Origin of the sequence: Actinoallomurus liliacearum (assembly GCF_039542035.1) — a bacterium.
Lineage (GTDB): Bacteria > Actinomycetota > Actinomycetes > Streptosporangiales > Streptosporangiaceae > Actinoallomurus > Actinoallomurus liliacearum.
Window position 1 is genome coordinate 408,176 of sequence record NZ_BAABHJ010000001.1, and the last position, 23,429, is coordinate 431,604.

At 71.7% G+C, this 23,429-nt stretch carries 23 protein-coding genes; 11 read left to right on the forward strand and 12 right to left on the reverse strand.

The window, feature by feature from the left end; genetic code table 11:
- Position 1: 1 nt before the first annotated feature.
- The 5 genes from sufB to argF all read right to left on the reverse strand — a co-directional run bounded on the left by sufB (position 2) and on the right by argF (position 6,042).
- Entirely contained in the window at positions 2-1,414 is a 1,413-nt protein-coding gene (sufB, locus tag ABD978_RS01940; RefSeq protein ID WP_345347155.1) for a Fe-S cluster assembly protein SufB, read from the reverse strand.
- Positions 1,411-2,169 carry a helix-turn-helix transcriptional regulator gene (locus ABD978_RS01945; RefSeq protein ID WP_345347158.1) on the reverse strand — a complete coding sequence of 253 codons (759 nt, stop codon included), beginning with the start codon at positions 2,167-2,169 and terminating at the stop codon, positions 1,411-1,413. The genes sufB and ABD978_RS01945 overlap by 4 nt, the downstream gene beginning before the upstream one ends.
- 76 nt (positions 2,170-2,245) lie before the next feature.
- Positions 2,246-3,613 (reverse strand): MFS transporter, encoded by a 1,368-nt coding sequence (locus tag ABD978_RS01950; protein WP_345347161.1) that lies wholly within the window; start codon positions 3,611-3,613, stop codon positions 2,246-2,248.
- 72 nt (positions 3,614-3,685) lie between these two features.
- A complete protein-coding gene (locus ABD978_RS01955; protein ID WP_345347164.1) occupies positions 3,686-4,993 on the reverse strand; it encodes an epoxide hydrolase family protein in 1,308 nt (435 codons plus the stop codon).
- 32 nt (positions 4,994-5,025) lie between these two features.
- The gene (argF, locus tag ABD978_RS01960; protein WP_425550660.1) at positions 5,026-6,042 is read right to left on the reverse strand and encodes an ornithine carbamoyltransferase; all 1,017 of its coding nucleotides are present in this window, start codon (positions 6,040-6,042) and stop codon (positions 5,026-5,028) included.
- Between the two features lie 101 nt (positions 6,043-6,143).
- On the opposite strand from argF, the gene ABD978_RS01965 reads away from it, so the two are divergent.
- The 4 genes from ABD978_RS01965 to ABD978_RS01980 are packed head-to-tail and all read left to right on the forward strand — an operon-like array spanning position 6,144 to position 9,820.
- On the forward strand, positions 6,144-7,055 hold the full coding sequence (locus tag ABD978_RS01965; RefSeq protein WP_345347167.1) for an ABC transporter ATP-binding protein: 912 nt from the start codon (positions 6,144-6,146) through the stop codon (positions 7,053-7,055).
- A 47-nt stretch (positions 7,056-7,102) separates the two neighbouring features.
- Positions 7,103-7,819 (forward strand): ABC transporter permease, encoded by a 717-nt coding sequence (locus tag ABD978_RS01970; RefSeq protein ID WP_345347452.1) that lies wholly within the window; start codon positions 7,103-7,105, stop codon positions 7,817-7,819.
- A gap of 3 nt (positions 7,820-7,822) precedes the next feature.
- Positions 7,823-8,764 (forward strand): EamA family transporter, encoded by a 942-nt coding sequence (locus tag ABD978_RS01975; protein ID WP_345347170.1) that lies wholly within the window; start codon positions 7,823-7,825, stop codon positions 8,762-8,764.
- Between the two features lie 48 nt (positions 8,765-8,812).
- Positions 8,813-9,820, forward strand: a complete 1,008-nt coding sequence (locus ABD978_RS01980) for a COX15/CtaA family protein (RefSeq protein ID WP_345347173.1) — start codon at positions 8,813-8,815, stop codon at positions 9,818-9,820.
- A 133-nt stretch (positions 9,821-9,953) separates the two neighbouring features.
- On the opposite strand, the gene ABD978_RS01985 is transcribed toward ABD978_RS01980, so the two are convergent.
- Positions 9,954-11,021 carry an alpha/beta hydrolase gene (locus ABD978_RS01985; protein ID WP_345347176.1) on the reverse strand — a complete coding sequence of 356 codons (1,068 nt, stop codon included), beginning with the start codon at positions 11,019-11,021 and terminating at the stop codon, positions 9,954-9,956.
- Positions 11,022-11,235: 214 nt separating this feature from the next.
- Here ABD978_RS01985 and ABD978_RS01990 point away from each other — a divergent pair, with 214 nt between their 5' ends.
- Both ABD978_RS01990 and ABD978_RS01995 read left to right on the forward strand, forming a co-directional pair.
- The gene (locus tag ABD978_RS01990; RefSeq protein ID WP_345347179.1) at positions 11,236-11,388 is read left to right on the forward strand and encodes a hypothetical protein; all 153 of its coding nucleotides are present in this window, start codon (positions 11,236-11,238) and stop codon (positions 11,386-11,388) included.
- An 11-nt stretch (positions 11,389-11,399) separates the two neighbouring features.
- A complete protein-coding gene (locus ABD978_RS01995; RefSeq protein ID WP_345347182.1) occupies positions 11,400-11,813 on the forward strand; it encodes an MmyB family transcriptional regulator in 414 nt (137 codons plus the stop codon).
- Positions 11,814-11,888: 75 nt separating this feature from the next.
- Here ABD978_RS01995 and polX read toward each other — a convergent pair whose 3' ends face one another.
- From polX to ABD978_RS02015, 4 genes are all read right to left on the reverse strand, one after another.
- Positions 11,889-13,601: a DNA polymerase/3'-5' exonuclease PolX gene (gene polX, locus ABD978_RS02000; protein ID WP_345347185.1), complete on the reverse strand. Its 1,713-nt coding sequence runs from the start codon at positions 13,599-13,601 to the stop codon at positions 11,889-11,891.
- 348 nt (positions 13,602-13,949) lie between these two features.
- The gene (gene crtI, locus ABD978_RS02005) at positions 13,950-15,431 is read right to left on the reverse strand and encodes a phytoene desaturase family protein (protein ID WP_345347188.1); all 1,482 of its coding nucleotides are present in this window, start codon (positions 15,429-15,431) and stop codon (positions 13,950-13,952) included.
- 116 nt (positions 15,432-15,547) lie between these two features.
- Positions 15,548-15,940, reverse strand: a complete 393-nt coding sequence (locus ABD978_RS02010) for a ferredoxin reductase domain-containing protein (RefSeq protein WP_345347455.1) — start codon at positions 15,938-15,940, stop codon at positions 15,548-15,550.
- A gap of 54 nt (positions 15,941-15,994) precedes the next feature.
- Entirely contained in the window at positions 15,995-16,612 is a 618-nt protein-coding gene (locus ABD978_RS02015; RefSeq protein ID WP_345347191.1) for a GntR family transcriptional regulator, read from the reverse strand.
- Positions 16,613-16,756: 144 nt separating this feature from the next.
- Between ABD978_RS02015 and pdhA the strand changes: the two genes are divergently transcribed.
- The 5 genes from pdhA to ABD978_RS02040 all read left to right on the forward strand — a co-directional run bounded on the left by pdhA (position 16,757) and on the right by ABD978_RS02040 (position 21,298).
- Positions 16,757-17,815: a pyruvate dehydrogenase (acetyl-transferring) E1 component subunit alpha gene (pdhA, locus tag ABD978_RS02020; protein ID WP_345347194.1), complete on the forward strand. Its 1,059-nt coding sequence runs from the start codon at positions 16,757-16,759 to the stop codon at positions 17,813-17,815.
- 10 nt (positions 17,816-17,825) lie between these two features.
- The gene (locus tag ABD978_RS02025; RefSeq protein WP_345347197.1) at positions 17,826-18,812 is read left to right on the forward strand and encodes an alpha-ketoacid dehydrogenase subunit beta; all 987 of its coding nucleotides are present in this window, start codon (positions 17,826-17,828) and stop codon (positions 18,810-18,812) included.
- An 8-nt stretch (positions 18,813-18,820) separates the two neighbouring features.
- Entirely contained in the window at positions 18,821-20,101 is a 1,281-nt protein-coding gene (locus ABD978_RS02030; RefSeq protein ID WP_345347200.1) for a dihydrolipoamide acetyltransferase family protein, read from the forward strand.
- Between the two features lie 313 nt (positions 20,102-20,414).
- The gene (locus tag ABD978_RS02035; RefSeq protein ID WP_345347203.1) at positions 20,415-20,849 is read left to right on the forward strand and encodes a MarR family winged helix-turn-helix transcriptional regulator; all 435 of its coding nucleotides are present in this window, start codon (positions 20,415-20,417) and stop codon (positions 20,847-20,849) included.
- Positions 20,846-21,298: a hypothetical protein gene (locus ABD978_RS02040; RefSeq protein ID WP_345347206.1), complete on the forward strand. Its 453-nt coding sequence runs from the start codon at positions 20,846-20,848 to the stop codon at positions 21,296-21,298. Before ABD978_RS02035 ends, ABD978_RS02040 begins: the two co-directional genes overlap by 4 nt.
- A 260-nt stretch (positions 21,299-21,558) precedes the next feature.
- Here ABD978_RS02040 and ABD978_RS02045 read toward each other — a convergent pair whose 3' ends face one another.
- Positions 21,559-22,410, reverse strand: a complete 852-nt coding sequence (locus ABD978_RS02045) for a hypothetical protein (RefSeq protein WP_345347209.1) — start codon at positions 22,408-22,410, stop codon at positions 21,559-21,561.
- Positions 22,407-23,318 (reverse strand): ABC transporter ATP-binding protein, encoded by a 912-nt coding sequence (locus tag ABD978_RS02050; protein ID WP_345347212.1) that lies wholly within the window; start codon positions 23,316-23,318, stop codon positions 22,407-22,409. The genes ABD978_RS02045 and ABD978_RS02050 overlap by 4 nt, the downstream gene beginning before the upstream one ends.
- Positions 23,319-23,429 lie beyond the last annotated feature (111 nt).

A 23,429-nucleotide genomic window follows, 5' to 3' on the forward strand; every position in this document is an offset into this window, starting at 1 on the left:
ATCAGCCCACCGCTCCTTCCATCTGCAGCTCGATCAGGCGGTTCAGCTCGAGCGCGTACTCCATCGGCAGCTCGCGCGCGATCGGCTCGACGAAGCCGCGCACGATCATCGCCATCGCCTCGTCCTCGGTGAGGCCGCGGCTCATGAGGTAGAACAGCTGGTTCTCCGAGACCTTCGAGACGGTGGCCTCGTGGCCCATCTCGACGTCGTCCTCGCGGACGTCGACGTAGGGGTAGGTGTCGGACCGGCTGATCTGGTCGACCAGCAGTGCGTCGCACTTGACGGTCGACTTGGAGTGCTCGGCGCCCTCCTGCACCTGGACCAGGCCGCGGTAGCTCGTACGGCCGCCGCCGCGCGCCACCGACTTGGAGATGATGGTCGAGGAGGTGTTGGGCGCGGCGTGCACCATCTTGGCGCCGGCGTCCTGGTGCTGGCCCTCGCCAGCGAAGGCGATGGACAGCGTCTCACCCTTGGCGTGCTCGCCCATGAGGTAGACCGCCGGGTACTTCATCGTGACCTTGGAGCCGATGTTGCCGTCGATCCACTCCATCGTGCCGCCCTCGTAGCAGACGGCGCGCTTGGTGACGAGGTTGTAGACGTTGTTCGACCAGTTCTGGATGGTCGTGTAGCGGCAGCGCGCGTTCTTCTTCACGACGATCTCGACGACCGCGGAGTGCAGCGAGTCGGACTTGTAGATCGGCGCGGTGCAGCCCTCGACGTAGTGAACGTACGCGCCCTCGTCGACGATGATCAGCGTCCGCTCGAACTGGCCCATGTTCTCGGTGTTGATCCGGAAGTAGGCCTGCAGGGGGATCTCGACGTGCACGCCCGGCGGCACGTAGATGAACGACCCGCCCGACCACACCGCCGAGTTGAGTGCGGCGAACTTGTTGTCGCCGACCGGGATCACGGAGCCGAAGTACTCCTGGAAGATCTCCGGGTGCTCCCGCAGGCCGGTGTCGGTGTCGAGGAAGATGACGCCCTGCTTCTCCAGGTCCTCGCGGATCTGGTGGTACACGACCTCGGACTCGTACTGGGCCGCGACGCCGGCGATCAGGCGCTGCTTCTCCGCCTCGGGGATGCCGAGCTTGTCGTAGGTGTTCTTGATGTCGGCCGGGAGCTCGTCCCACGACGCGGCCTGCTTCTCCGTCGACCGGACGAAGTACTTGATGTTGTCGAAGTCGATGTCGGAGAGGTCGGCGCCCCACGTCGGCATCGGCTTCTTGCCGAACAGGCGCAGGCCCTTCAGACGGAGGTCGAGCATCCAGTCGGGCTCGTTCTTCTTCCCCGAGATGTCGCGGACGACCTCTTCGGACAGCCCGCGACGGGCCGAGGCGCCGGCCACGTCGGGGTCGGCCCAGCCGAACTTGTACTTGCCGAGCCCCTCGAGCTCGGGGTGGGCTGCCGTGGTCATACGGAGGTGCCTCCGGACTCCTGCTTGTCGATCTTTTCGGGTTTTTCGGTCAGTTCACGTGACGTCACGTGGGTCGTGCATATTCCATCGCCGTGCGCGATCGTGGCCAGCCGCTGGACGGGAACGCCGAGCAGCCGCCCGAACGCCGCCGTCTCCGCCTCGCACAGCTGCGGGAACCGGGCCGCGACGTGCGCGACCGGGCAGTGGTGCTGGCAGAGCTGCTGCCCGCCCGCCGGCGCGGTGCTGGCCGAGGCGGCATAGCCGTCCGCGGACAGCGCCTCCGCCAGCGCGCGCACCCGCTGCTGCGGCGGTACGGCCCGGATCGACGCGCCGTAGCGAGCCTCCAGGTCGCCCACCTGGCGGAGAGCGAACTCCGCGACGGCGTCCTCGCCGAGCTTGTCGGCCAGGAACCGCAGCGCGTTGGCCGCCAAGTCGTCGTAGGCGTGCACGAAGGCGCTGCGCCCGGCGTCGGTGATGGCGAACAGCTTCGCCGGACGGCCGCGCCCGCGCCTCGACTGCGGACGGCTCCGCCCCTCCTCGATCATCCCCTCGGCGAGGAGGGTCTCGAGGTGGCGGCGCACGGCCGCGGGCGTGAGCCCGAGCCGCTGTCCGAGCGCCGAGGCGCTGATGGGACCATGTTCAAGAATCAGCCGTGCCACGCGGGCGCGGGTGGTGCGCTCCGCGTGGTTCGGACCGAGCGCGGGCACGCCGGCGGCCGCCGGGTCGTTGCTCGTCGTCTCGGTCACGTATTTCACAACATCAGTGTGGCCTAATTCCTTCCCCTAAGACAAACCGGCTCCGGTTATCTGGCTCACTTAGGCGAGCCTTGCCTCACCTGCGCGGACGGCTCCGTACGAAGATCGCCACGACGACGGCCCCGGCGAGGAACGCCGCGCCCGCGCCCGCCATCGGCGCGGCCAGGCGACCCCCGGCCCCGAGCGTGCCGAGCAGCGCGACGCCGACCGTGCTCCCCACCTGCCGGGCCGCGTTGATCGCCCCGGAGGCGACGCCGGCCCGCTCCGGCGGCGCGGCCCCGACGACGGTGGTCGTGGCGGCCGGCATCGTGAACGCCATCCCGAAGCCCGCCGCGAGCAGCGGGATCATGAGCAGGGGGTACGGCGTGCTCCGGCCGACGGCCATCAGCGCGAACAGTCCGGCCGCCCCCGTGACCAGGCCGATCAGCATGGTCGGCCGGGTGCCGGACCGGCCCGTCATCCGCCCGGACAGGAACGAGGCCAGTGACACCAGGATGCCCTCGGGCACCAGCGCCAGGCCGGCCGGCGTCGGGCTCATCCGCCGTACGTCCTGGAAGAACAGGCTGACGACGAAGAGCTGACCGTAGAAGCCGAGGTTGATCAGCAGGCCCACCGCGTTGCCGCCGGAGAACGCCGCGCTCCGGAAGAGGCCGAGCGGCAGCATCGGGTCGGCCGAACGGCGCTCCACCGCCACGAACGCCGCGGCGGACAGCACCGCGACCGCCAGGCCGCCGAGCACGATGGGCGAGACCCAGCCGCGGGTCCGCGCCTGGATCAGCGCGAACGTCAGCAGGCCCAGCGCGGCGACCGCGGCGGCCTGCGCCCCGAGGTCGAGGCCCCGCCGCCCGTGCCCCTCGGGCCGTACGACGTACCGGACGGTGAGCAGGAGGGCGGCCAGGCCGATCGGCACGTTGACGAAGAAGACGAGGCGCCAGCTCGCCGCGTCGGTCAGCACCCCGCCGACCACCGGGCCGAAGGCGGCCGCGATCCCCGCCACCCCGCCCCACACGCCGACGGCGCGGGCCTGCGCCCGGGGGTCGGGGTGCGCCGCCTGCAGCAGCGCCAGCGAGGACGGGACGAGGATGGCGGCCGCAGCGCCCTGGACCAGCCGGGCCACGACCAGGGCGCCCGCGGTCGGCGCCAGCCCGCAGGCCGCCGAGGCGACGGTGAAGAGCGTCAGGCCGGCGCAGAACACCCGGTGGGGTCCCACCCGGTCACCGAGCGCGCCCGCCGACAGCAGCAGGGTCGCGAATGCCAGGGTGTAGCCGTCGACCACCCACTGGAGCACACCGAGGCCGCCGCCGAGGTCGCGGCCCAGTGCGGGCAGCGACAGGCTCACGGCGGTGGCGTCGATGATCACCATGAAGTAGCCGAGGCAGATGGCGACCAGCGGCAGCGCTCGGGTGCGCTGCCGCGGCTCGGATGTGGATCTCAGCGTCAGCATGCCCCGATGCTTGCCCGCAATCGTTCAAACGAGCGTCGAAGCGTCCCCGGCCAGGCGGGGCCGGCCCGCTGCCTATCGGCGGCCCTGGAACGTACGCCGCAGGTCGTCGACCCACTGGCCGGGGATCTCCCAGGGGATGAAGTGACCGCCGTGGTCGTGGGCGGTGAGGTTGACGTGGTTGTACCAGGGGCCGCGGTCGCTGTTCGCGAAGTGCTCGACCCGGCGGTCGGTGCTCACGCCGGGCGGGTTCTCGTAGCCGACGAAGGTGATGCCGGTGGGCGCCTCGATGGGCGGCTGCCGGTCGTGGGACGGGGTCCACGGATAGCGGTTGTTGTTGGCGTAGGTACGGATCGACGTGCCGATCGAGTTGGTCACCCAGAAGATCATGGCGTGGGTGAGCAGGTCGTCCTTGGAGAAGACGGTCTCGATGTCGCCGCCGTTGTCGCTCCAGGTCATCCAGCGTTCGAGGATCCAGGCGAGCATTCCCGCGGGTGAGTCCGACAGCCCGTACGCGAGCGTGCTCGGAGCGAGGACGTGCGCCGCGAGGTGGACGGCGAAGCGCTTCTCGAACGCGACGAGCTGCGCGCGGATGTCGGCGGGCAGGCCGTCGGGGATGGGGCGGCCGCCGCTGAGGTCCCAGCCCCGGTCGCCATTGAACAGCGTGAGCTTCTGGCCGGAGCCGATGTGGATGCCGTACAGCTCGGCCGCGTACTTGTGCCCGAGCTGGCCGGTGACCATTGCCCCGACGTCGCAGCCCCCGGCGGCGTACCGGTCGTGGCCGAGGATCCGGGTCATGAGGACGTGCCAGAGGTCGGCGACCTTCCAGAAGTTCATGTCCGGGTGGTCCGGCAGCGGGCCGGAGAAGCCGAACCCGGGGAACGAGGGGACGATGACGTCGAACGCCTCGGCCGGGTCGCCGCCGTACGCGCCGGGGTCGGCGAGGGGGTCGATCACCTTCGACCAGTGCCAGAACGTCCAGGGCCAGCCATGCGTGAGGATCAGCGGGGTCGGGTCCGGGCCGACGCCGGGCCGACGCATGAAGTGCACCGGCACGCCCTCGACCTCGACGCGGTAGTGCTCATAGGCGTTGATCGCGGCCTCGGCCCGGCGCCAGTCGAAGCCGGTGCGCCAGTAGTCGACGAGCTCCTGCAGGTAGGCACGGTCCACGCCGTAGTACCGGTCCTCGTTGCCCGCGTCGAGCGGCCAGCGCGTCAGCTCGAGACGGTGCCGGAGGTCGGCGAGCACGTCGTCGGGCACGTGGATCGGTGCCGGTTCCAACGGGAACGGGCGCGGTCCGGCGGGGCGGATGTCAGTGGTCTCGTGGCTCATCGTGGTCCCCTGGAGCCGCTGCGCGGCGGTCGGCGTGCTGAGGTGCGCCACGAACAATATCAGTTGCTTATATAAATCCCTGATCAATCCGTTCCGGCGAGGGTGGCCACCAGGACGGCCTTGATGGTGTGCAGGCGGTTCTCGGCCTGGTCGAACACGATCGACGCCTCCGACTCGAAGACCTCGTCGGTGACCTCCAGCTCCTCCAGGCCGAACTGCGCGTAGATTTCTTCGCCGACCGTCGTCGCCCGGTCGTGGAACGCCGGCAGGCAGTGCATGAACCGCACCGACGGGTTCCCCGTCGCGGCGAGCACCTTGGCGTTGACCTGGTACGGCGTGAGCAGCGCGATGCGCTCGGCCCAGACCTCCTTGGGCTCGCCCATCGACACCCACACGTCCGTGTGCAGGAAGTCGGCGCCGCGGACGCCCTCGCCGACGTCGTCCGTCAGCGTGATCCGGGCTCCGCTGCGCTCGGCCAGGTCACGGGCGGCCGCCTGCACGTCGGCGGACGGCAGCAGGCCGCCGGGCGCGACGAGGCGGACGTCCATGCCGAGCAGCGCCCCCATGACGAGGAGGGAGTTGCCCATGTTGTTGCGCGCGTCGCCGAGATAGGCGAAGGCGATCTCCTCGATCGGCTTGGCCGCGCACTCCGCCATGGTGAACGCGTCGCACAGGCTCTGCGTCGGATGCCACTCGTCGGTGAGACCGTTCCAGACCGGGACCCCGGCGTACGCGGCGAGGGTCTCGACGTCCTCCTGCCGGCGGCCGCGGTACTGAATGCCGTCGAACATCCGGCCCAGCACCCGCGCGGTGTCCTTCACCGACTCCTTGTGCCCGATCTGCGAGCCGGCCGGGTCGAGGTACGTCACGTGCGCGCCCTGATCGTGCGCCGCCACCTCGAACGCGCTGCGCGTGCGGGTGGACGTCTTCTCGAAGATCAGCGCGATGTTGCGGCCGGTCAGACGGGGCCGCTCGGCACCCGCCCGCCGGGCCGCCTTCAGCTCGCCGGCCAGGTCGACGAGCGAACGGAACTCCTCGGCGGTGAAGTCGAGCTCCTTGCAGAAGCTCCGGCCGCGCAGCATGTGACCTCCCAGAGACATGGGCAAGACTGTATCGCCATGCGCTCGACTGAATCAATATTCAGATCGATGGTCAGGGGTGCCCGCCTCCCTCGCGGGCGGTCCCTCCTAGACTCGGGTCCATGGAGCCCCTCGCCGTCGCAGTCAATGACCTGGTCAAACGCTACGGCATGACGGCCGCGGCCGACGGCCTCTCCTTCGGCGCCCGATACGGCGAGGTCACGGCCCTGCTCGGGCCGAACGGAGCGGGCAAGACGACCACCGTCGAGATCTGCGAGGGCTACCGGCGCGCGGACTCCGGCAGCGTGCGCGTGCTCAATCGCGATCCCCGGGACCCCGAGCTCAAGACGCGCATCGGCGTGATGCTGCAGTCGGGGGGCGTGCCGACGAACGCCCGCGCCGCCGAGTTCCTGCGCCTGATCGCGAGCTTCTACGCCAGTCCCCTGGACCCCGCCGCGCTGCTCGACCGTCTCGGGCTGACCTCCTCGGCCCGGACCTCGTACCGCCGCCTGTCCGGCGGCCAGCAGCAGCGCCTGGCCCTCGCCGCCGCGGTGGTCGGCCGCCCCGAGCTGGTGTTCCTCGACGAACCGACCGCCGGCCTCGACCCGCAGGCCCGCCACGCGACGTGGGAGCTCATCGAGGACCTGAAGGCCGCCGGCGTCGCGGTCATCCTGACCACCCATCACATGGACGAGGCCGAACGGCTCGCCGACGAGGTCGTCATCGTCGACCACGGCCGGGTCATCGCCTCGGGCCCGCCGTCCTCGCTGACCGGCGCCGAACGCCAGTTGCGCTTCCGCGCCCGTCCCGGGCTCGGCCTGGACGAGCTGCTGTCCGCGCTGCCGCCCGCGACGATCGCCAAGGAGTCCCCGGCCGGCCACTACGTCATCGAGGGCGACCTCGTCCCCGAGCTGCTGGCCACCGTGACCGCCTGGTGCGCCTCCAACGGCGTCATGACCGAGGACCTGCGAATCGAACGCCGCACCCTCGAAGACGTCTTCCTCGAACTGACCGGACGGGAGCTCCGCTCGTGACGGACCTGACCTTCACCCCCTCGCCCGGTGCGGCGCCGAGGTCCCACATGGTCCGGGCGCAGACGGCGTACGAACTGCGCACGCTGCTGCGCAACGGCGAGCAGCTGCTGCTGATCCTGATCATCCCCGTCGCGCTGCTGCTCCTGTTCAGCAGCGCGCCGCTGCTCGACCTGGGCGCGGGCCGGCGTGTCGACTTCCTCACGCCGGGCGTGCTGGCGCTGGCCGTGATGTCCACGGCGTTCACCGGGCAGGCCATCGGCACCGGGTTCGAGCGCCGGTACGGCGTGCTCAAGCGCCTCGGCGCGACGCCGCTCCCCCGGTCCGGGCTGATCATCGCCAAGACGCTCACCGTGCTGGCCGTCGAGGTCCTGCAGGCGCTGGTGATCTGCGTCGTGGCGGTCGCGCTCGGCTGGAGCCCGCACGGGAATCCGGCGACCGTGATCCTGCTGATTCTCCTGGGCACGGCGGCGTTCAGCGGGTTCGGGCTGCTGATGGCGGGCACCCTGCGCGCCGAGGCGACCCTGGCCGCCGCGAACCTCGTCTACATCCTCCTGCTGGCCCTCGGCGGCGTCATATTCCCGTTGACAAGATTCTCCGGGGGCGTACGGTCGGTCCTCGAACTGCTACCGATCTCCGCGCTCGCCGACGGGCTGCGCCAGGTACTGCAGCACGGTGCCGGGCTCCCCGCCCGCGATCTGGTGATCCTCGCCGTGTGGGCGGTGCTCGGCCTCGCTCTCGCCGCACGATTCTTCTCCTGGGAGTGACGCATGGCGCTCGCCGACGCCCCCGGCTCGTATGACGGAGCCGGGTCGGTCCGGTCCCGGCCGACCGGTCTCCGGCTGTCCCTCGGCTCGGTCCCGCCGCCCGCCCTGATCCTGCTGGGCATCGTCTCGGTGCAGGTCGGCGCGGGCCTCGCCAAGAACCTCTTCGGCCAGATCTCGCCGGACGCCATCGTGATGCTGCGCCTGGCCACCTCGGCCATCGTGCTCTCGGTGATGGCCCGGTCCGCGCTGCGCGACCTGCGGCGCCTGCACTCCTGGCGCGACATCGGGATCGCCGTGCTGTTCGGCCTCACCCTCGCCGGGATGAACTTCAGCTTCTACCAGGCGATGGCCCGCATTCCGCTCGGCGTCGCGGTGACGATCGAGTTCCTGGGACCCCTCACCGTGGCCATCGTCGCGTCCCGACGCCGGCTGGACCTGCTGTGGGCGGTCCTGGCGCTGGGCGGAGTGGCGATGCTCGCCCACGGCAGCGGCGACGTCCCGCTGGCCGGGGTGGCGTTCGGGCTGCTCGCGGCGGTGGGCTGGGCGGCGTACATCGTGCTGAGCGGCGCGACGGGCAAGCGGTTCTCCGGGTCGACCGGCCTGGCCATCGCGAGCGTCGTCGGCGCGATCGCCATCATGCCCGTCGGGATCGCCACCGGCGGTTCGACGCTGCTCGACCCGAAGATTCTCCTGATCGGGCTCGGCGTCGGACTGCTGTCGTCGGTCATCCCCTACAGCCTGGAGCTCGAGGCGTTGCGGCGCATGCCGGCCCGCGTGTTCGGCATCCTCATGAGCGTCGAGCCTGCGGTCGCCGCCCTGGTCGGCCTCGTCTTCCTCGGCGAGGTCCTGGTGTGGCGCGAGTGGCTGGCGATCGGCTGCGTCATCGCCGCCTGTGTCGGCGCCACCCGCTTCCAGGACTCCCCGCCCGAAGCCCCCGAGGCCTGACCGCCCGGGCGGGGACCCGGATCCCGGGCATGGCGGGGCGCTCGTACGATGAAGGGCGTGCGATCCGACAACCCGCTGGCCCGGCTCCGTGATCTCGTGTGGCGTCCCACGCCCGCCTCCCTGCGCGGGCTGGCCCTCACGAGCGTCGCGGGCAACGCCCTGATCATGGCGACGGGCGCGGCCGTGCGCGTCAGCGGCTCGGGCCTCGGCTGCCCCACCTGGCCGAAGTGCACCGGCACCAGCCTGGTGCCGACGCACACCCCGCAGCACTCGGCCGTCAACATGGCGATCGAGTTCGGCAACCGGATGCTGACCTTCCTGGTGCTCGCGCTCGGCCTGGCGGTCTTCGTCGCGGCGCTGCGGCTGCGCCCCCGGCGCAGGGACCTGGTGCGGCTGGCCGCGATCCAGCCCCTCAGCGTGGTCGCGCAGGCGATCGTCGGCGGGATCGTCGTGCTCACCGACCTGCACCCGGTCTCGGTGACCGTGCACTTCCTGCTGTCGCCGGCCATCCTCGCGGCGGCCGTGGTGCTGTGGGTGCGCGCGAGCGAGGGCGACGACCGCGCCCGGCCCCTCGTCCGGCAGGAGCTGGTCTGGCTGGGCCGCGCCCTGACCGGCGTGGTCTTCCTGCTCCTCGTGGCGGGCACCGTGGTGACCGGCACCGGGCCGCACGCCGGGGATCCCAAGGCCCGGCGCTATGACTTCCAGATCGAGCAGGTCGCCCAGCTCCACGCGGACATCGTCTGGGCCACGGTCGGGCTGACCTTCGCGCTGCTCCTGGGCCTGCGGCTGACCAACGCCCCGAAGCACGTCCAACGGCGCGCGGTGGAGCTCCTGGTGGTGGAGCTGGCGCAGGGCGTCATCGGCTACGTGCAGTACTTCACCAACGTCCCCGGCGCACTCGTCGTCGCCCACGTGCTGGGCGCGGCCCTGGTGTGGATCGCCACCCTCCGGGTCCTGTTCGCCCTCCGCGACCGTGGCGGCATGCCGGCGGCCCCGGCCGCCGAGCCCGCACCGGCGACGCGCGACACCGCCCCGGCCGCCTCCCTCGGCGGCTGATCCGCCGAGGGAGGCGGCCGGGGCGCGCACGGCGCTCGGCGATCGTGGGTTCGCGCGCCCGGTTCCGGGCGGAACGTCCGGCTCCCGCGGGCTCTTCGCCGAGCGTTCGGTTCGGCCGGCCGCCGCTCGGTGGTCAGGCCGCGTGGGTGAGCTTGGTGGTGAGCCACTGGAAGCACTTGGGGAGCATGGCCGTCCAGACGCCGGTGTTGTGGCCGCCGCGCGGCACGACGTACGTGTAGACGATCGAGGGCGCGCGGGCCGCCTGGACCATCGAGTTCACCGCCGTCGTGGTGCCCGGATCCTGCTTGCTCGCGGTCAGCAGCAGGTCCACCGCCGGGCGCCTGGTCCGCAGCAGCGCGGGGAGGTCGGCGCCCGGGAGCCTGGCCAGCGCCGGGCTGTAGGCGGCGAAGTAACCGGAGAGGCTGACCCCCGCCCGGAACAGATGGGAGTGTTCCGTGGCGAGCTTGGCGGCGCAGTAGCCGCCCGTCGAGTAGCCCATCGTCCCCCAGGCGTCACGACCGGGCAGGGCGCGGAAGTTCTCGGTGACGATGCGCCGGACGTCGTCGGTGAGCCACGTGGCGACCTTGGGGCCGCCCGGCACGTCGGTGCACTCGGTGTCGTGGCCCGGCACGACGGTGATGGTGGGCGCGACGAGGATGTACGGCTGCGCGGCGCCCTGCTTCATCGCCTCCTGCAGCTTCTTCGGCCCCTGCATCGTGTGGAACCAGGTGATCGGGGTTCCGGGGAAGCCGGGGAACAGCTCGACGACCGGGAACCGCTGCTGCGGGTGCCGGTGGTACTGCGGCGGCAGCCACACCCAGATCTTGCTGCGGATACCCGACTTGGCGCCGACCAGGTCGGCCGAGAGCGCCTGATCGGATCGGTCGGGCCGGAAGTCGTTGCGCAGCCGCTTGGAAAGCCCGCGGGCGAGTGGCTGCGATCCGCCGTTCTGCTGCTGGATGGGCGCGTCCGCGCCGTTCTGGCCGAGCAGGTCGTTCCAGGACGCGAAGAACTGGAAGTGGTCGTTGAGGCCGACGCCGGCGAGGAGGACCGCCGTGACCTGGCAGACCAGGATGAGCGCCGCCCTGATCGGCAGGACGGTCGTGCCCCGCGCTCGTCCCCACAGCAGCACGCAGCCGACCGGCGCGGCCAGTGCCAGCAGGATCGACAGGACGAGCAGCGGCCAGCCCAGCAAACTCAACCGTGGCCTCCCCGAAGGCGTCGAACTGAGCGTCACCGCAATGGCACCTGAACGGTGGCTCAACGCGCTGCGGTCGCGGGCCGATCGTAGAGGGGCGGGGGTTCTCTCCGGCTTGAGCGAAGGTGTCGGCCGCGTGTACTCCGCATTCACCTGACGTGAAGGTGCCGCACCGGCGCGCACCGCCGTCGCGACGGCGGCCGGTGGTGCGACGGCGGTGCGCCGGAGGCCGGACGGCGGTCGGTGGCGCGAAGGTGTCGTCGCGCCACCGGCCGCGGCCCTCTTCGCGGCCCGGGGGGAGGCCCGGTCGGCCCAGGTCCTCGACGCGCTCGCCGAGGTGCTGCGGCTGGACGCCGCCTCTCGCCCCTGATGACACCCGGGGTGAACCGCCTCCGCGCCCTCTTCACCGACCCCGTGGCGCAGGAGTATCACCCCGATTGGGACGAGAACGCGGCCGGTGTCGTCGCCCAACTGCGCGCCGAGGTGGACGCCGACTCCGACGACGCCCGCCTGAGGGCGCTCGTCGGCGAGCTCTCGCGGACGAGCGAACGCTTCCGGACGCTCTGGGCCCGGCATGACGTACGCCGCGGTACGAGCGGGACGGGCCTCATCCGCCATCCGAGGGTCGGCGATCTGCGTCTCCGGCGCGAGAAGCTGGCCGTCACGGGCACGGACGGACTACTGCTGGTGATCTATCACGCCGATCCCGGCACCCCGTCCGCCGAAGCCCTCGCGCTGCTCGCCTCGCTCGTCCGCACCGGCTCCCCCGGCACCGCCGAGCCCGACCGCCGGTAGCCGCCTCGTACGGCGCGGAGCAGGTCCGTCCGCGACGGCCGTCCGCGCGTCGGGCCCGTCCGGCGCGCTCGGGGTTCAGTCGCCCCGGAGGTAGGCGCGCAGGCGGTCGAGCGGCCAGGTGTTGACGACGTCGTCCGGGGTGAGCCAGCCGCGCTGCGCGGTGCCGACGGCGTACCGGAGGTTGTCGAAGTGTCCCGGGGCGTGCGCGTCGCTGTCGATCGCGAACTTCACGCCGTGCCGCCGGGCGTGCCGGATCAGGTCGGCGGGCAGGTCGAGCCGGTCGGGGAAGGCGTCGATCTCCAGGATCGTCCGGGATCGCGCGCACGCGGCGAACACGGCCTCCCAGTCGGCGTCGACGGGGGCGCGGCGGCCGATGCTGCGGGCGGTGGGGTGACCGATGATGTGCACGTGCGGGTTCTCCACCGCGCGGACGAGCCGGCGGGTCATCGCCGCCCGGTCCTGGGTGAAGTGGGAGTGCACGGACGCGACGCACACGTCGAAGCCCGCGAGGAACTCGGCCGGCCAGTCCACCTCGCCGTCGGGGTCGATGTTCAGCTCGGTGCCGTGCAGCAGCGCCATCTTCGGGTACCGCTCCTGCAGGGCGTGGACGGCCTCGCGCTGGGCGAGCATCTTCTCGTCCGTCATGCGCTGCATGAAGAGGTTCGGCGCGTGGTCGGTGATCGCGTAGTACTCGTTGCCGCGCGCGGCCGCGGCGGCGACCATGTCCTCCAGCGAGGCGACGCCGTCGGTCAGGTCGGTGTGGGTGTGCAGGTCGCCGCGCAGATCGGTGAGCTCGACGAGGCGGGGCAGCTCCCCGCGGAGGGCCGCCTCGATCTCGCCCTCGTCCTCGCGCAGGGGCGGCGGGATCCACGGGAGCCCGAGCCGGGCGTAGACGTCCTCCTCGGTGGCGGAGACGATGAGCTCGCCGGTCTCGACCGAGAACAGGCCGTACTCCGAGAGCTTCAGCCCGGCCCGTACGGCGATCTCGCGGGTGCGGACGTTGTGCGCCTTGGACCCGGTGAAGTACTGCAGCGCGGCGCCCCAGGACTCCGGCGGCACGACCCGCAGGTCGACCTGGATCCCCTTGACCGTACGGACGGAGGTCTTCGTCTCGCCGCTGCCGATCACCTCGGTGACGAGTGGGAGCGCGGTGAACGCCGCCATGAGCGGACCGGAGTCGTCGGCGGTGGCGAGGATGTCGATGTCGCCGATCGTCTCGCGGCACCGCCGCAGCGACCCGGCGACCGCGCACCGGCCGGCGAGCGGGGACAACTCGGCGACGATCTCCGCGGCGAGCTCGGTGGCGACGTCGATGAGCGCCCGCTCCCCCTGGCTCCGCAGCAGCTCGATGCCGTGGAGGATGTTCTCCTCGGTCTTGGCGCCGAAGCCCTTCAGCCCGGTCAGCCGGCCGGCCGGGATCGCCTCGGCGAGTTCCTCGACCGAGGAGATCCCGAGCTCCTCGTAGAGCACCATCGCCTTCTTCGGCCCGAGGGTCGGGATGGCGGTGAGGGCCCGGACCCCGGTGGGGATGCGCTCGCGCAGCGCCTCGAGCTGCCGGATCGTGCCGGTCTGCTGGTAGTCGAGGATCTTCTCGGCGATCGCCTCGCCGACGTTCGGGATCGTGCGCAGCCCCTTCAGGTCGAGCGCCGTGACGTCGTCGGGGTGGCCGCCGATGGCCCGCGCGGCCTTCTCGTAGGCGCGCACCTTGTACGCCGCCTCACCGGTGATCGACAGCAGGTCGGCGAACTCCTGGAACAGAGCCGCGACGTCATCATTAGGGCGCCCCATGGACCCGATGCTAGGGCCTGTGGTCACGGCCGGGTTGATCACGCCCGTACGTTCACCTCTCCGGCGCCCACGAGACGGGCTCTGCCAGGTCTCGGCCGATCTCACGACCTCCCGGTCCAGTGCTTCGGCCGCGACCGTGTGCGGCCACCGGGTGGCATCGCCGATGTCCCGGAAGAGAGCGGGTACCAGGAGGGACCGGACGACCAGCGTGTCCAGCAGTACCCCGAACGCGACGATGAAGGCGATCTCGGCGAGGCCTTTGTCGGATCACCGGGCCTACCCGAAGATCGAGAGTTGATCCGGCCTTCACGCGGGCCCGCAGTCCGTGTTCTCCAGTCGCCGCAGAGGCTATCGGCGCGGGACGGGTCCGGTGACGCGTTCGGCGGCCAACCGGCCGGACACCAGCACCATGGGCACGCCGACCCCCGGCTGCGTGCCCGAACCGACGAACACCACGTTCTCCAGCCGCGGCGCGAGGTTCGCGGGGCGCCATGGCCCCGTCTGGCCGACCGTGTGCGCCAGCGCGAACGGGGTGCCGGCCGCCATGCCCGCCGCCGCCCAGTCGGACGGCAGGACGACGTTGCGCACCGTGGTCGCTCCCGACAGGCCGCGGTAGCCGCGTCGCTCCAGCGTGTCGATCAGGTGCTCGACATAGCGCGGCCCGGTGCGGCGCCAGTCGATGCCGGCGGTGAGGTTGGGCGCCGGGGCCAGTACGTAGAGGCCCCGCGCTCCGGGCGGCGCCATGGCCGGCTCGGTGATGCTCGGGTTGCACACCAGCAGCGACGGGTCGCTCATCGTACGGCCGTGCCGGGTGATCTCGTCGAACGTCGCGCGCCATCGTCGGCCGAAATGGATGTTGTGGTGGGCGAGGTGCGGGTAGCCGGCGGCGACGCCGAGGTGCAGCAGGACGCAGGACGGTGAGTATCGCAGCCGTCGGCGCAGTGGCCGCCCCAGCAACTCGGCGGCGGCCACCGGAAGGTCCGGGTTGAGGACCACCACGTCGGCGGGCAGCCGGGTACCGTCGGCCAGGCGTACCGCGCGGGCCCGGCCCTGGACCAGGTCGACGCCGGCGACCTCGTGGTCATAGCGGATGTCGACACCGTGCTTGGCGGCCACGGCGGCGAGCGCCCGGGCGACGGCGTGCATGCCGCCGCGCGGATAGTAGACGCCGGCCACGGTGTCCAGATAGGAGATCAGCGCGTACAGGGCCCGGGCCCGGTGCGGCGGCACTCCGGCGTAGAGCGCCTGGAAGGAGAACACCCGCCGGGTGCGCGGATCGGCGAAGAAGGTGCCGATGCGCCGGGACAACCGGCCGAACCCGCCGGAGGCGGTGAGGCGCGCCAGGCTCGGGCCGGCGAGGTCGAGCGGGCCGTCGAGGTTGCGGTCGATGAAGGCGTCCCAGCAGATGTCGTAGAGCCGGCTCGCGTAGTCGACGAACCTGAGGAACCCGTCGGCCTCCCGGAGGCCGCACAGCCGTCCGATCTCGGCGGCGGTGTCCGTCGTGGCGGCCCGCACGTCGAGGGTCGACCCGTCCGGGAAGTGCGCCCGGTAGGCCGGGTCCAGCCGCACCAGATCCACCCAGTCGGCCGACCGCTCCCCGACCGCCGCCATCGTACGGTCCAGCAGTTCGGGCATCGTCAACACGGTCGGCCCCGTGTCGAACCGGAAGTCTCCGTCCCTGCGTTCACCGCAGCGTCCGCCCGGCGCGCTCGTCCGCTCCAGCACGGTGACATCGCGCCCGGCCGCGACCAGATGGATCGCACAGGCCAGGCCGCCCAGCCCCGCGCCGACGACGATCACCTTGTCCGTCGGTCCGGCAACCGTCCTCATCGCGCCCTCCCGCCCCCGAATGCGTCCCCCCGCACCGCACCGCGTCACCGGGCGCGGCGCGGTTTTGGCATCGATTTTGGAGTCGGCACGCACCGGCGGTCCCGGCGGCGACGCGGTCAGGCCGCGGTCGCGAGCCCCAGGTCCGGGCCGAACAGCTCGTAGTGGATGCGATCCGCCGGAACACCGAGGTCCAGGAGCTGGGACCGGATCGAGCGCATGAAGGGCACCGGGCCGCACAGGTAGGCGCGGGTGTCCTCGGGGATGTCGATCCCCGACAGGTCGGCCAGTCCCGTACGGCCCGCCGGCCAGGCGACCTCGGGTCGCTCGTACCAGATGTGCGCCTCGGCACGCGGCAGCTTGTCGACGAGGAGTCCGAGCTCGTCGCGGAAGGCATGGGTGCGCTGGGAGCGGTCGGCGTGCACGGCGATCACCTGCCGGGTGGACCCGGTGGCCGCCAGGTGGGCCAGCATGCTGATCATCGGCGTGCTGCCGATGCCCGCGGAGGCCAGGAGAAGCGGCGACTCACCCGGCGGCTTTCGGTGTTGGCGACCCGGCCTCTCGCGTCAGGGGGCGTAGCTCATCACGTGGGCGTGGACCATGCGGCCGACGGCGGGGTCGCACCGGCGGAACGCCTCGGTGATGTGGGTGTGCTCGGCGGCCTTGCCGCACAGCTCGGTGCCCCGGCGCCGCAGGGACAGGGCCGTCCACACCTCGATGCCCAGCGACTGCCACACCGACCGCAGCAGGCGGTTGCCGGACGCCTCGACGATCTCGCGGTGGAACGCGATGCTGTGCCGCATCTCCTCGTCCCGGTCGGTGGCGGCGGCCAGGCGCGCGATGTGGGCCTCGAGCGCCTCGACCCGGCCGGCCATCCGGCGCACGGCGAGGTCGGCAGCGGTCTCCTCCAGGCCCGCGCGGACCGGGAAGACCTCCGCGAGATCCTCGTCTGTGAAATCGCGCACTCTCGCGCCCCGGTTGGGCAGCGTCTCGATCAGGCGGAGCGCCTCGAGATGGCGGAGCGCCTCCCGGACGGGTGCCTGACTGACGCCGAGCTCGGCCGCGATGCGGCGTTCGACGATACGCTCGCCGGGGGCCCAGCGGCCCGAGGTGATGCCGTCGATCAGGACCTGGCGGATCTGGTCGCCGAGGCCGGTGCGCACCAGCGGGGCAGACGCGTTCATGTTACTCAATGGTAGCCGCCCCCTACGTGGTAAAACCCTTCTTATCGCTGATCTATGATCGATCATAGATAATCGCCTCCTGATTGTATGGGCGCGGCTCATGGGAACCCCATCGAAGCGCCCGGACACGAAGGGAAGACCTCGATGGGTGACACCAAGACGAGGACCCCGGCACGACGGGCCAAGACTCGCGTGGCACAGCCCGAGCCGGAGACGCTGGTCGCGTACTACCGGCAGATGCTGCTGATCCGCAGGTTCGAAGAGCGCGCCGCCCGGGCCTACACCGAGGCCAAGATCGGTGGCTACTGCCACCTGAATCTCGGTGAGGAGGCGACGGTCACCGGGCTGATGGCCGCGCTGGAGCCTCGTGACTACCTGTTCACGAACTACCGGGAGCACGGCTACGCCCTCGCCCGCGGCATCGACGCCCGCCGGGTCATGGCCGAGCTGTACGGCCGGAGCACGGGCGTCTCCAAGGGCTGGGGCGGCTCGATGCACATGTTCGACCTGGAGTCGCGACTGCTCGGCGGGTACGGCATCGTCGGCGGCCAGCTCCCCCTTGCCACGGGCGCGGCGCTCGCCGTGTCCTACAAGGGCGGCGACGAGGTCGTCATGTGCCAGATGGGCGACGGCACGACCAACATCGGCGCGTTCCACGAGTCGCTGAACATGGCCGCCCTCTGGGACCTGCCGGTCGTCTTCGTGGTCGTCAACAACGGCCTGGGCATGGGCACCACGGTCGAGAACTCCTCGGCCGAGCCGGAGCTGTACCGCCGGGCCGCGGCGTACCGCATGGAGGGCGCCCGCGTCGACGGCACCGACGTCGTCGCCGTACGGGAGGCCGCGCGGGCTGCGGTCGAGCGGGCCCGGGCCGAGCACAAGCCGTTCCTGCTGGAGACGACGAGCCCGCGCCTGCGCGGCCACTCGGTCGTCGACCCGGCCCGCTACCGCACGGCGGAGGAGAAGGACGCGCTCAAGGCCGCCGACCCGCTCGCCCACTTCGGGCTCGCGCTGGAGGAGGCCGGCGTCCTGGACGCGGAGGCGCGCGAGAAGCTGGACGCCGAGGTCAAGGCCGAGGTCGACGACGCGGCCGCGTTCGCCGACGACAGCCCGCACCCGGACGTGTCCACGCTCTTCGACTACACCTACGCCACGCCCGTGCATGGCGAGTCCCGCCGCCTGCCGGCCGACCCGGTCTTCTGAGGAGATTCACATGGCGACCATGACCTACCGCCAGGCCCTCCGGGACACCCTGCGCGACGAGATGCTGCGCGACGAGAACGTCTTCGTCATGGGCGAGGAGATCGGCGTCTTCGAGGGCTCGTACAAGATCACTGAGGGGCTGCTCAAGGAGTTCGGGCCCAAGCGCGTCCGCGACACCCCGATCGCCGAGGAGGGCTTCGTCGGCGCCGCGATCGGCGCGGCCATGCTCGGCCTGCGCCCCGTCGTCGAGATCATGACGATCAACTTCTCGCTGCTCGCGCTGGACCAGATCGTCAACCACGCCGCCAAGATCTACGGCATGTTCGGCGGGCAGTGCAGCGTGCCGATGGTGATCCGCACGCCCGGTGGCGGCGGCCAGCAGCTCGGCGCCACGCACTCGCAGAACGTCGAGCTGTTCTACTCGTTCATCCCGGGCCTGAAGGTCCTCGCGCCCAGCACGCCCGCCGAGGCGTCCTCGATGCTGCGGGCCGCGATCCGCGACGACGACCCGGTGCTGTTCCTGGAGAACCTCGCGCTGTACAACACGCGCGGCGAGGTGCCCGACGACCTGGAGCCCGCCGAGATCGGCCGGGCCGCCGTCACCCGGCCGGGCACCGACGTGACGATCGTCGCCTACTCGCGGATGGCCCACGTCGCCGCCGAGGCGGCCGAGAAGCTGGCCACCGAGGGCATCAACGCCGAGATCGTCGACCTGCGCAGCCTGCGCCCGCTGGACCGCGAGACCGTCGTCGAGTCCGTCCGCCGCACCGGCTGCGCCGTCGTCGCCGAGGACGACTGGCTCACGTACGGCATCGGCGCCGAGATCGCCGCGACGATCCAGGAGGGAGCGTTCGACTGGCTCGACGCGCCGGTGCGCCGGGTCGCGATGGCCGAGGTGCCGCTCCCCTACTCCAAGCCGCTCGAACTGGCCGCCCTGCCGTCGGCCGAGTCGCTCGTCACCGCCGTCCGCGACACCGTACGCGCGACCGGCCGTTAGGAAGATTCATGCCCGAGATCCTCATGCCGCGCCTGTCCGACACCATGGAGGAAGGCGTCATCAGCGCGTGGCACAAGAAGCCCGGCGACAAGGTCACCGCCGGGGAGGCCCTGGTCGACATCGAGACCGACAAGGCCCTCATGGAGTACGAGGCGTACGAGGACGGCGTCCTCGGCGAGATCCTGGTCGCGGAGGGCCAGACCGCGGGCATCGGCACGCCGATCGCGGTCCTGCTGGCCGAAGGCGAGTCCGCACCCGCGCCCCGGCAGGCCCCCGCCGCGCCGGAGGCCTCCGCCGCCGCGAACGGCCAGGCGGCCGCGCCGCAGCAGACCGCCGCCACGCCGGCCCCCGCCGCGACCGCCACGGCTCCGGCGCAGGACGTCGCCGCCGCCGCGTCGAACGGCGCCCGCTCCCGGCCGCCGTCCTCCCCGCTCGCGCGCAGGCTGGCGCGCGAGAACGACATCGACCTGGCGACGCTCACCGGCTCCGGCCCCGGCGGCCGGATCGTCCGGGCCGACATCGAGGCCGCGCTCAAGAACGCCCCGGCCCCGGCGGTCGCCGCCGCGCCCGCGGCGACCGCGGCTCCCGCCGCGACCGAGGACCCGGACGTCGAGCGGGTGCCGCTCAGCCGGATCCGGAAGGTCACCGCCCGCCGACTCACCGAGAGCATGCAGACGACGCCGCACTTCTACCTGACGCGGATCGTCGACGTCGGCGCGCTGCTGGCCTTCCGCAAGACGCTGAACGAGTCGCTCGCCCCGGCCAAGGTGAGCGTCAACGACCTCATCGTCAAGGCGTGCGCGACGGCTCTGCGGGCGAACCCGGTGCTGAACGTGTCGTTCACCGAGGACAACCTCCTCGTGCACAAGCGGGTGAACGTCGGCGTGGCCGTGGCGCTGGAGGACGGCCTCGTCGTCCCGGTGATCCGGGACGCCGACCGTAAGACCGTGTCGCAGATCGGCATGGAGACCCGCGAGCTGGCCGGGCGGGCGCGCGAGCAGCGCCTCACCCCGCAGGAGATGTCCGGCGGCACGTTCACCGTCAGCAACCTCGGGATGTTCGGCGTCGACTCCTTCACCGCGGTCATCAACCCGCCGGAGGCGGGGATCCTCGCCGTCGGCGGGACCCGCAAGGACGTCGTGGTCGGCGACGACGGTGAGTTCGTCGCCCGGGACCGGCTCACGCTGACGCTCTCCGTCGACCACCGCGCCTGCGACGGCGCGACCGGCGCGAAGTTCCTCGGCGAGCTGGCCGGGCTGCTGGAGAACCCGCTCCGCATCATCGCCTGACCCGGAAAGGGGCATTTCCTCCGCCTTCAATGGGGGGAGGAAATGCCCCGGCCACGGAGCCGAGAGCCGCCCGTCCGGCAGGACGGAGCGCGTGCTACTCGACCGGGACCATACGACGACGCCCCGTCGTCCTCTCGAGGAGGATGGCGGGGCGTCTTCGGCGTTACGGGCTCAGGACCTGCCTGGCCCGGCCGGTTCTGATCCACGGCAGGCCCTGCCCCGCCGGGGGAGAACCTCGCGACCGGCCCTTACGACGTGGGGCGCGATCGTTCTCGCTTGCAGCAGACAGTACGAAATCGTATATTCCGTAATCGTGAAGTCCGAATCCGTACCATCTGGATGGTCGGCTCTGCTCGCGTTGCAGCGGGCCACCCACGCCACCCTGCAAGCGCTCTCCGCGGAGCTCGTCGACCTGGGCCTGACCACCTCCGAGATGAACGCGCTGGCGAACCTGGCCGACGGCCGAGGGCGGACCGTGTCCGAACTCGGCGCGGCCGTGGGCACCCGCCCCACCACACTGACCAGCGTGCTGGACCGCCTGGAACGACGCGGCCACATCACCCGCGGCACCCGCTCCGGAGACCGCCGGGCGGTACTCATCGAACTCACCTCGTCCGGGCAGGTGGCCGCCACGACGATCCGGCAGGCCATGGCCGACTTGGAGCACCGCGCGCTCGGCGGCCTGCCAGACGACGCGATCGCCCACCTGCGCGCCGCCCTGCAAGCCCTGACGGAGGTTCCCTCATGACCATGCGTCCCTCCGACGGCGCCCCTGACTTCGATGCGTTGATGGCCGAAGTGATGGCGACCGCCGAGCGGTTCGGCCACCGGGAACATGTCCGTCTGACCTGGCTGGCCGTTCGACGGGTCGGCGTGTCCGCGGCGGTCGGCCTGGTCGGCGACGGCATCCAGCGCACCGCCCGCTATGCGAAGGTGCCCCAGAAGTACCACGCGACCATGAGCCGGGCCTGGGTCGAACTGGTCGGTCACCACGCGGCCGAACACGGCGAAGACGACTTCACCGCATTCGCCGACCACCACCCCGCCCTGCTCGACAAGCGCCTTCTGACCCGCTTCTACCACCCGGCGACGCTGGCCTCCGCACAGGCCAGGACCGGCTGGGTCGAACCCGACCGTGCCCCATTCCCGTGGCAGGACACGAGCCGGCGGCAACCCCGAGACGAAGGGGCACGATGACCATGATCGGGCAATGGCCGCACGGGTTCACCGGGCCGTGAAGACCGGCCGGCGCGTCATCTCCCTGGTGGGGTCGGACGGGGGACGTACCGAATACTCGGGAAAGACCTCGTTCCTGGCGCCAATATGCGAGCTTGGTCCCCTTCTCGGGCTGCGGTCGCCGAGCATTCGGTACGCCTCAGCGGGCGAGCCCCGGAGCCCGCAAGCTCCGCGAGACGGCAGGGATGACCGCCGACGCGCGCTCGCGTGGCGCCCAGGGTTCACACGTCCCGGTGGTGGACGACGGCGATGGAGACGGCCGCGGCGGCGAGCGCCCAGAGGGCCAGCGTGATCCACGCCTCGGTGGTCGTCGTCGGATGGCGGACGGGGAAGTCGAAGCGTCCGTAGCCGACGTCGACCAGGCGTCCCCAGGCGCTGGCGGGCAGCGCGTGCTTGACGTCGGCCGTCCAGCGGTAGTGGTCGGTGAAGCAGAGGGGCAGCAGCAGGAGCACCGCCGTGGTGATCACCATGGTGGCCGCGCCGTGCCGGATGATCGCGCCGAGGCCCATGCCGATGAGCGCGCTGACCGGTGCGAGCAGCGCCGATGCCGCCACCGCCTGGAACGCTCCGGGGTACCCGATGGACATGCCGACGTGGCGGCCCGACAGGATGGCCTGGGTGGCCCAGAAGGAGACTCCGGCGACGACCGTCCCGTAGCCGAGCATGACCACCGTGACGTCGATCAGCTTGGCGGTCACCAGCGAACGGCGGGCCGGCACGGCCGCGAAGGTGGTTCGGATCAGCCCCGTGCCGTACTCGCCCGTGATGGTGATCGCGCCGACGCTGCCGGCGGCGAGCATGACGATCATGCCGGCGATCTGCGTGAACGCGTCGCGCATCGCCCAGATGGGGACGAAGATGGCGCGGATGTCGGAGTTGTACTGCGGCCAGTTGTGGTAGTCGGCGACGGCCGCGTTGATATTGATTCCGATGATGGTCAGCCCGCTGAGGAGCAGGGTCCAGTAGGTCGAGCGGAGCGACCAGAGCTTGGCCCACTCGGCGGCGAGGAGGTCGCGGAACCGGGCGCGCGGCTCGGTGACGGCGGGGCGGACGGTGCGGGTCGGTGCGGTCATCGGGGGTCTCCGGCGAGGTATTCGACGCTGTCGGCGGTGAGTTCCATGAACGCCTCCTCCAGCGAGGCTGTGCGGGGGGCGAGTTCGTGGAGCAGCACCCGGTGCTGGAAGGCGAGTTCGCCGATGCGGGCGGCGCTCAGCCCAGTGACCATGAGCGCCCGGTCGCCGTCCGGTCGCACGGACCCGCCCTCGGCGGTCAGGACGGCCGCGAGCGCGGAGGTGTCGGGCGTGCGCACGATCACGCTCTGGGGCGTGCCGCGGGCCGCGAACCCGGCCAGGCTCTCGTCGGCGATCAGCTCGCCCCGGCCGATGACGATGAGATGGTCGGCGGTGTGCTCCATCTCGCTCATGAGGTGGCTGGAGACGAACACGGTCCGGCCCTCGGCGGCCAGGCGGCGGAACAGGCCGCGGACCCACCGCACGCCCTCGGGATCGAGGCCGTTGATCGGCTCGTCGAACAGCAGGACGGGCGGGTCGCCGAGCAGGGCGGTCGCGATGCCGAGCCGCTGCCTCATGCCGAGGGAGAACCCGCCGATGCGACGGCGCGCCGCCTCCGTCAGTCCCACCTCGCGCAGGACCTCGTCCACCCGGCCGCGCGGGATCCGGTTGGCGCGGGCGAGGGTGGACAGGTGCGCGTACGCGGTGCGGCCGCCGTGCACGTCCTGGGCGCCGAGCAGCGCGCCGACGTGACGGAGCCCGCGCGGGCGGTCGCGGAACGGATGGCCGGCGACGGTGGCGGTTCCGCTGGTGGGCTCGTTCAGCCCGAGGATCATCCGCAGGGTGGTGCTCTTGCCCGCGCCGTTGGGGCCGAGGAACCCGGTGACGTGTCCGGGGCGCACGCTGAAGGTCAATCCGTTGACGGCCGTCTTCGAGCCGTAGCGCTTCGTCAGTCCGCTCACTTCGATCACGGGGCCAACGGTGTCGCGCGCCGGGTCCGCCGCGCATCGGGCCGTCGTCGGCATTCGCGTGGCGCGGGTGCCGACCGTGGTCGTACATCCGTGGTCCGATGCCGCACGAAG

Coding starts and splice junctions, on each gene's coding strand:
- sufB (WP_345347155.1), bottom strand. CDS start 1,414: ATGACCACGGCAGCCCACCCCGAGCTCGAGGGGCTCGGCAAGTACAAG.
- ABD978_RS01950 (WP_345347161.1), bottom strand. CDS start 3,613: ATGCTGACGCTGAGATCCACATCCGAGCCGCGGCAGCGCACCCGAGCG.
- argF (WP_425550660.1), bottom strand. CDS start 6,042: ATGTCTCTGGGAGGTCACATGCTGCGCGGCCGGAGCTTCTGCAAGGAG.
- ABD978_RS01965 (WP_345347167.1), top strand. CDS start 6,144: ATGGAGCCCCTCGCCGTCGCAGTCAATGACCTGGTCAAACGCTACGGC.
- ABD978_RS01970 (WP_345347452.1), top strand. CDS start 7,103: ATGGTCCGGGCGCAGACGGCGTACGAACTGCGCACGCTGCTGCGCAAC.
- ABD978_RS01975 (WP_345347170.1), top strand. CDS start 7,823: ATGGCGCTCGCCGACGCCCCCGGCTCGTATGACGGAGCCGGGTCGGTC.
- ABD978_RS01980 (WP_345347173.1), top strand. CDS start 8,813: ATGAAGGGCGTGCGATCCGACAACCCGCTGGCCCGGCTCCGTGATCTC.
- polX (WP_345347185.1), bottom strand. CDS start 13,601: ATGGGGCGCCCTAATGATGACGTCGCGGCTCTGTTCCAGGAGTTCGCC.
- crtI (WP_345347188.1), bottom strand. CDS start 15,431: ATGAGGACGGTTGCCGGACCGACGGACAAGGTGATCGTCGTCGGCGCG.
- ABD978_RS02015 (WP_345347191.1), bottom strand. CDS start 16,612: ATGAACGCGTCTGCCCCGCTGGTGCGCACCGGCCTCGGCGACCAGATC.
- pdhA (WP_345347194.1), top strand. CDS start 16,757: ATGGGTGACACCAAGACGAGGACCCCGGCACGACGGGCCAAGACTCGC.
- ABD978_RS02025 (WP_345347197.1), top strand. CDS start 17,826: ATGGCGACCATGACCTACCGCCAGGCCCTCCGGGACACCCTGCGCGAC.
- ABD978_RS02030 (WP_345347200.1), top strand. CDS start 18,821: ATGCCCGAGATCCTCATGCCGCGCCTGTCCGACACCATGGAGGAAGGC.
- ABD978_RS02040 (WP_345347206.1), top strand. CDS start 20,846: ATGACCATGCGTCCCTCCGACGGCGCCCCTGACTTCGATGCGTTGATG.
- ABD978_RS02045 (WP_345347209.1), bottom strand. CDS start 22,410: ATGACCGCACCGACCCGCACCGTCCGCCCCGCCGTCACCGAGCCGCGC.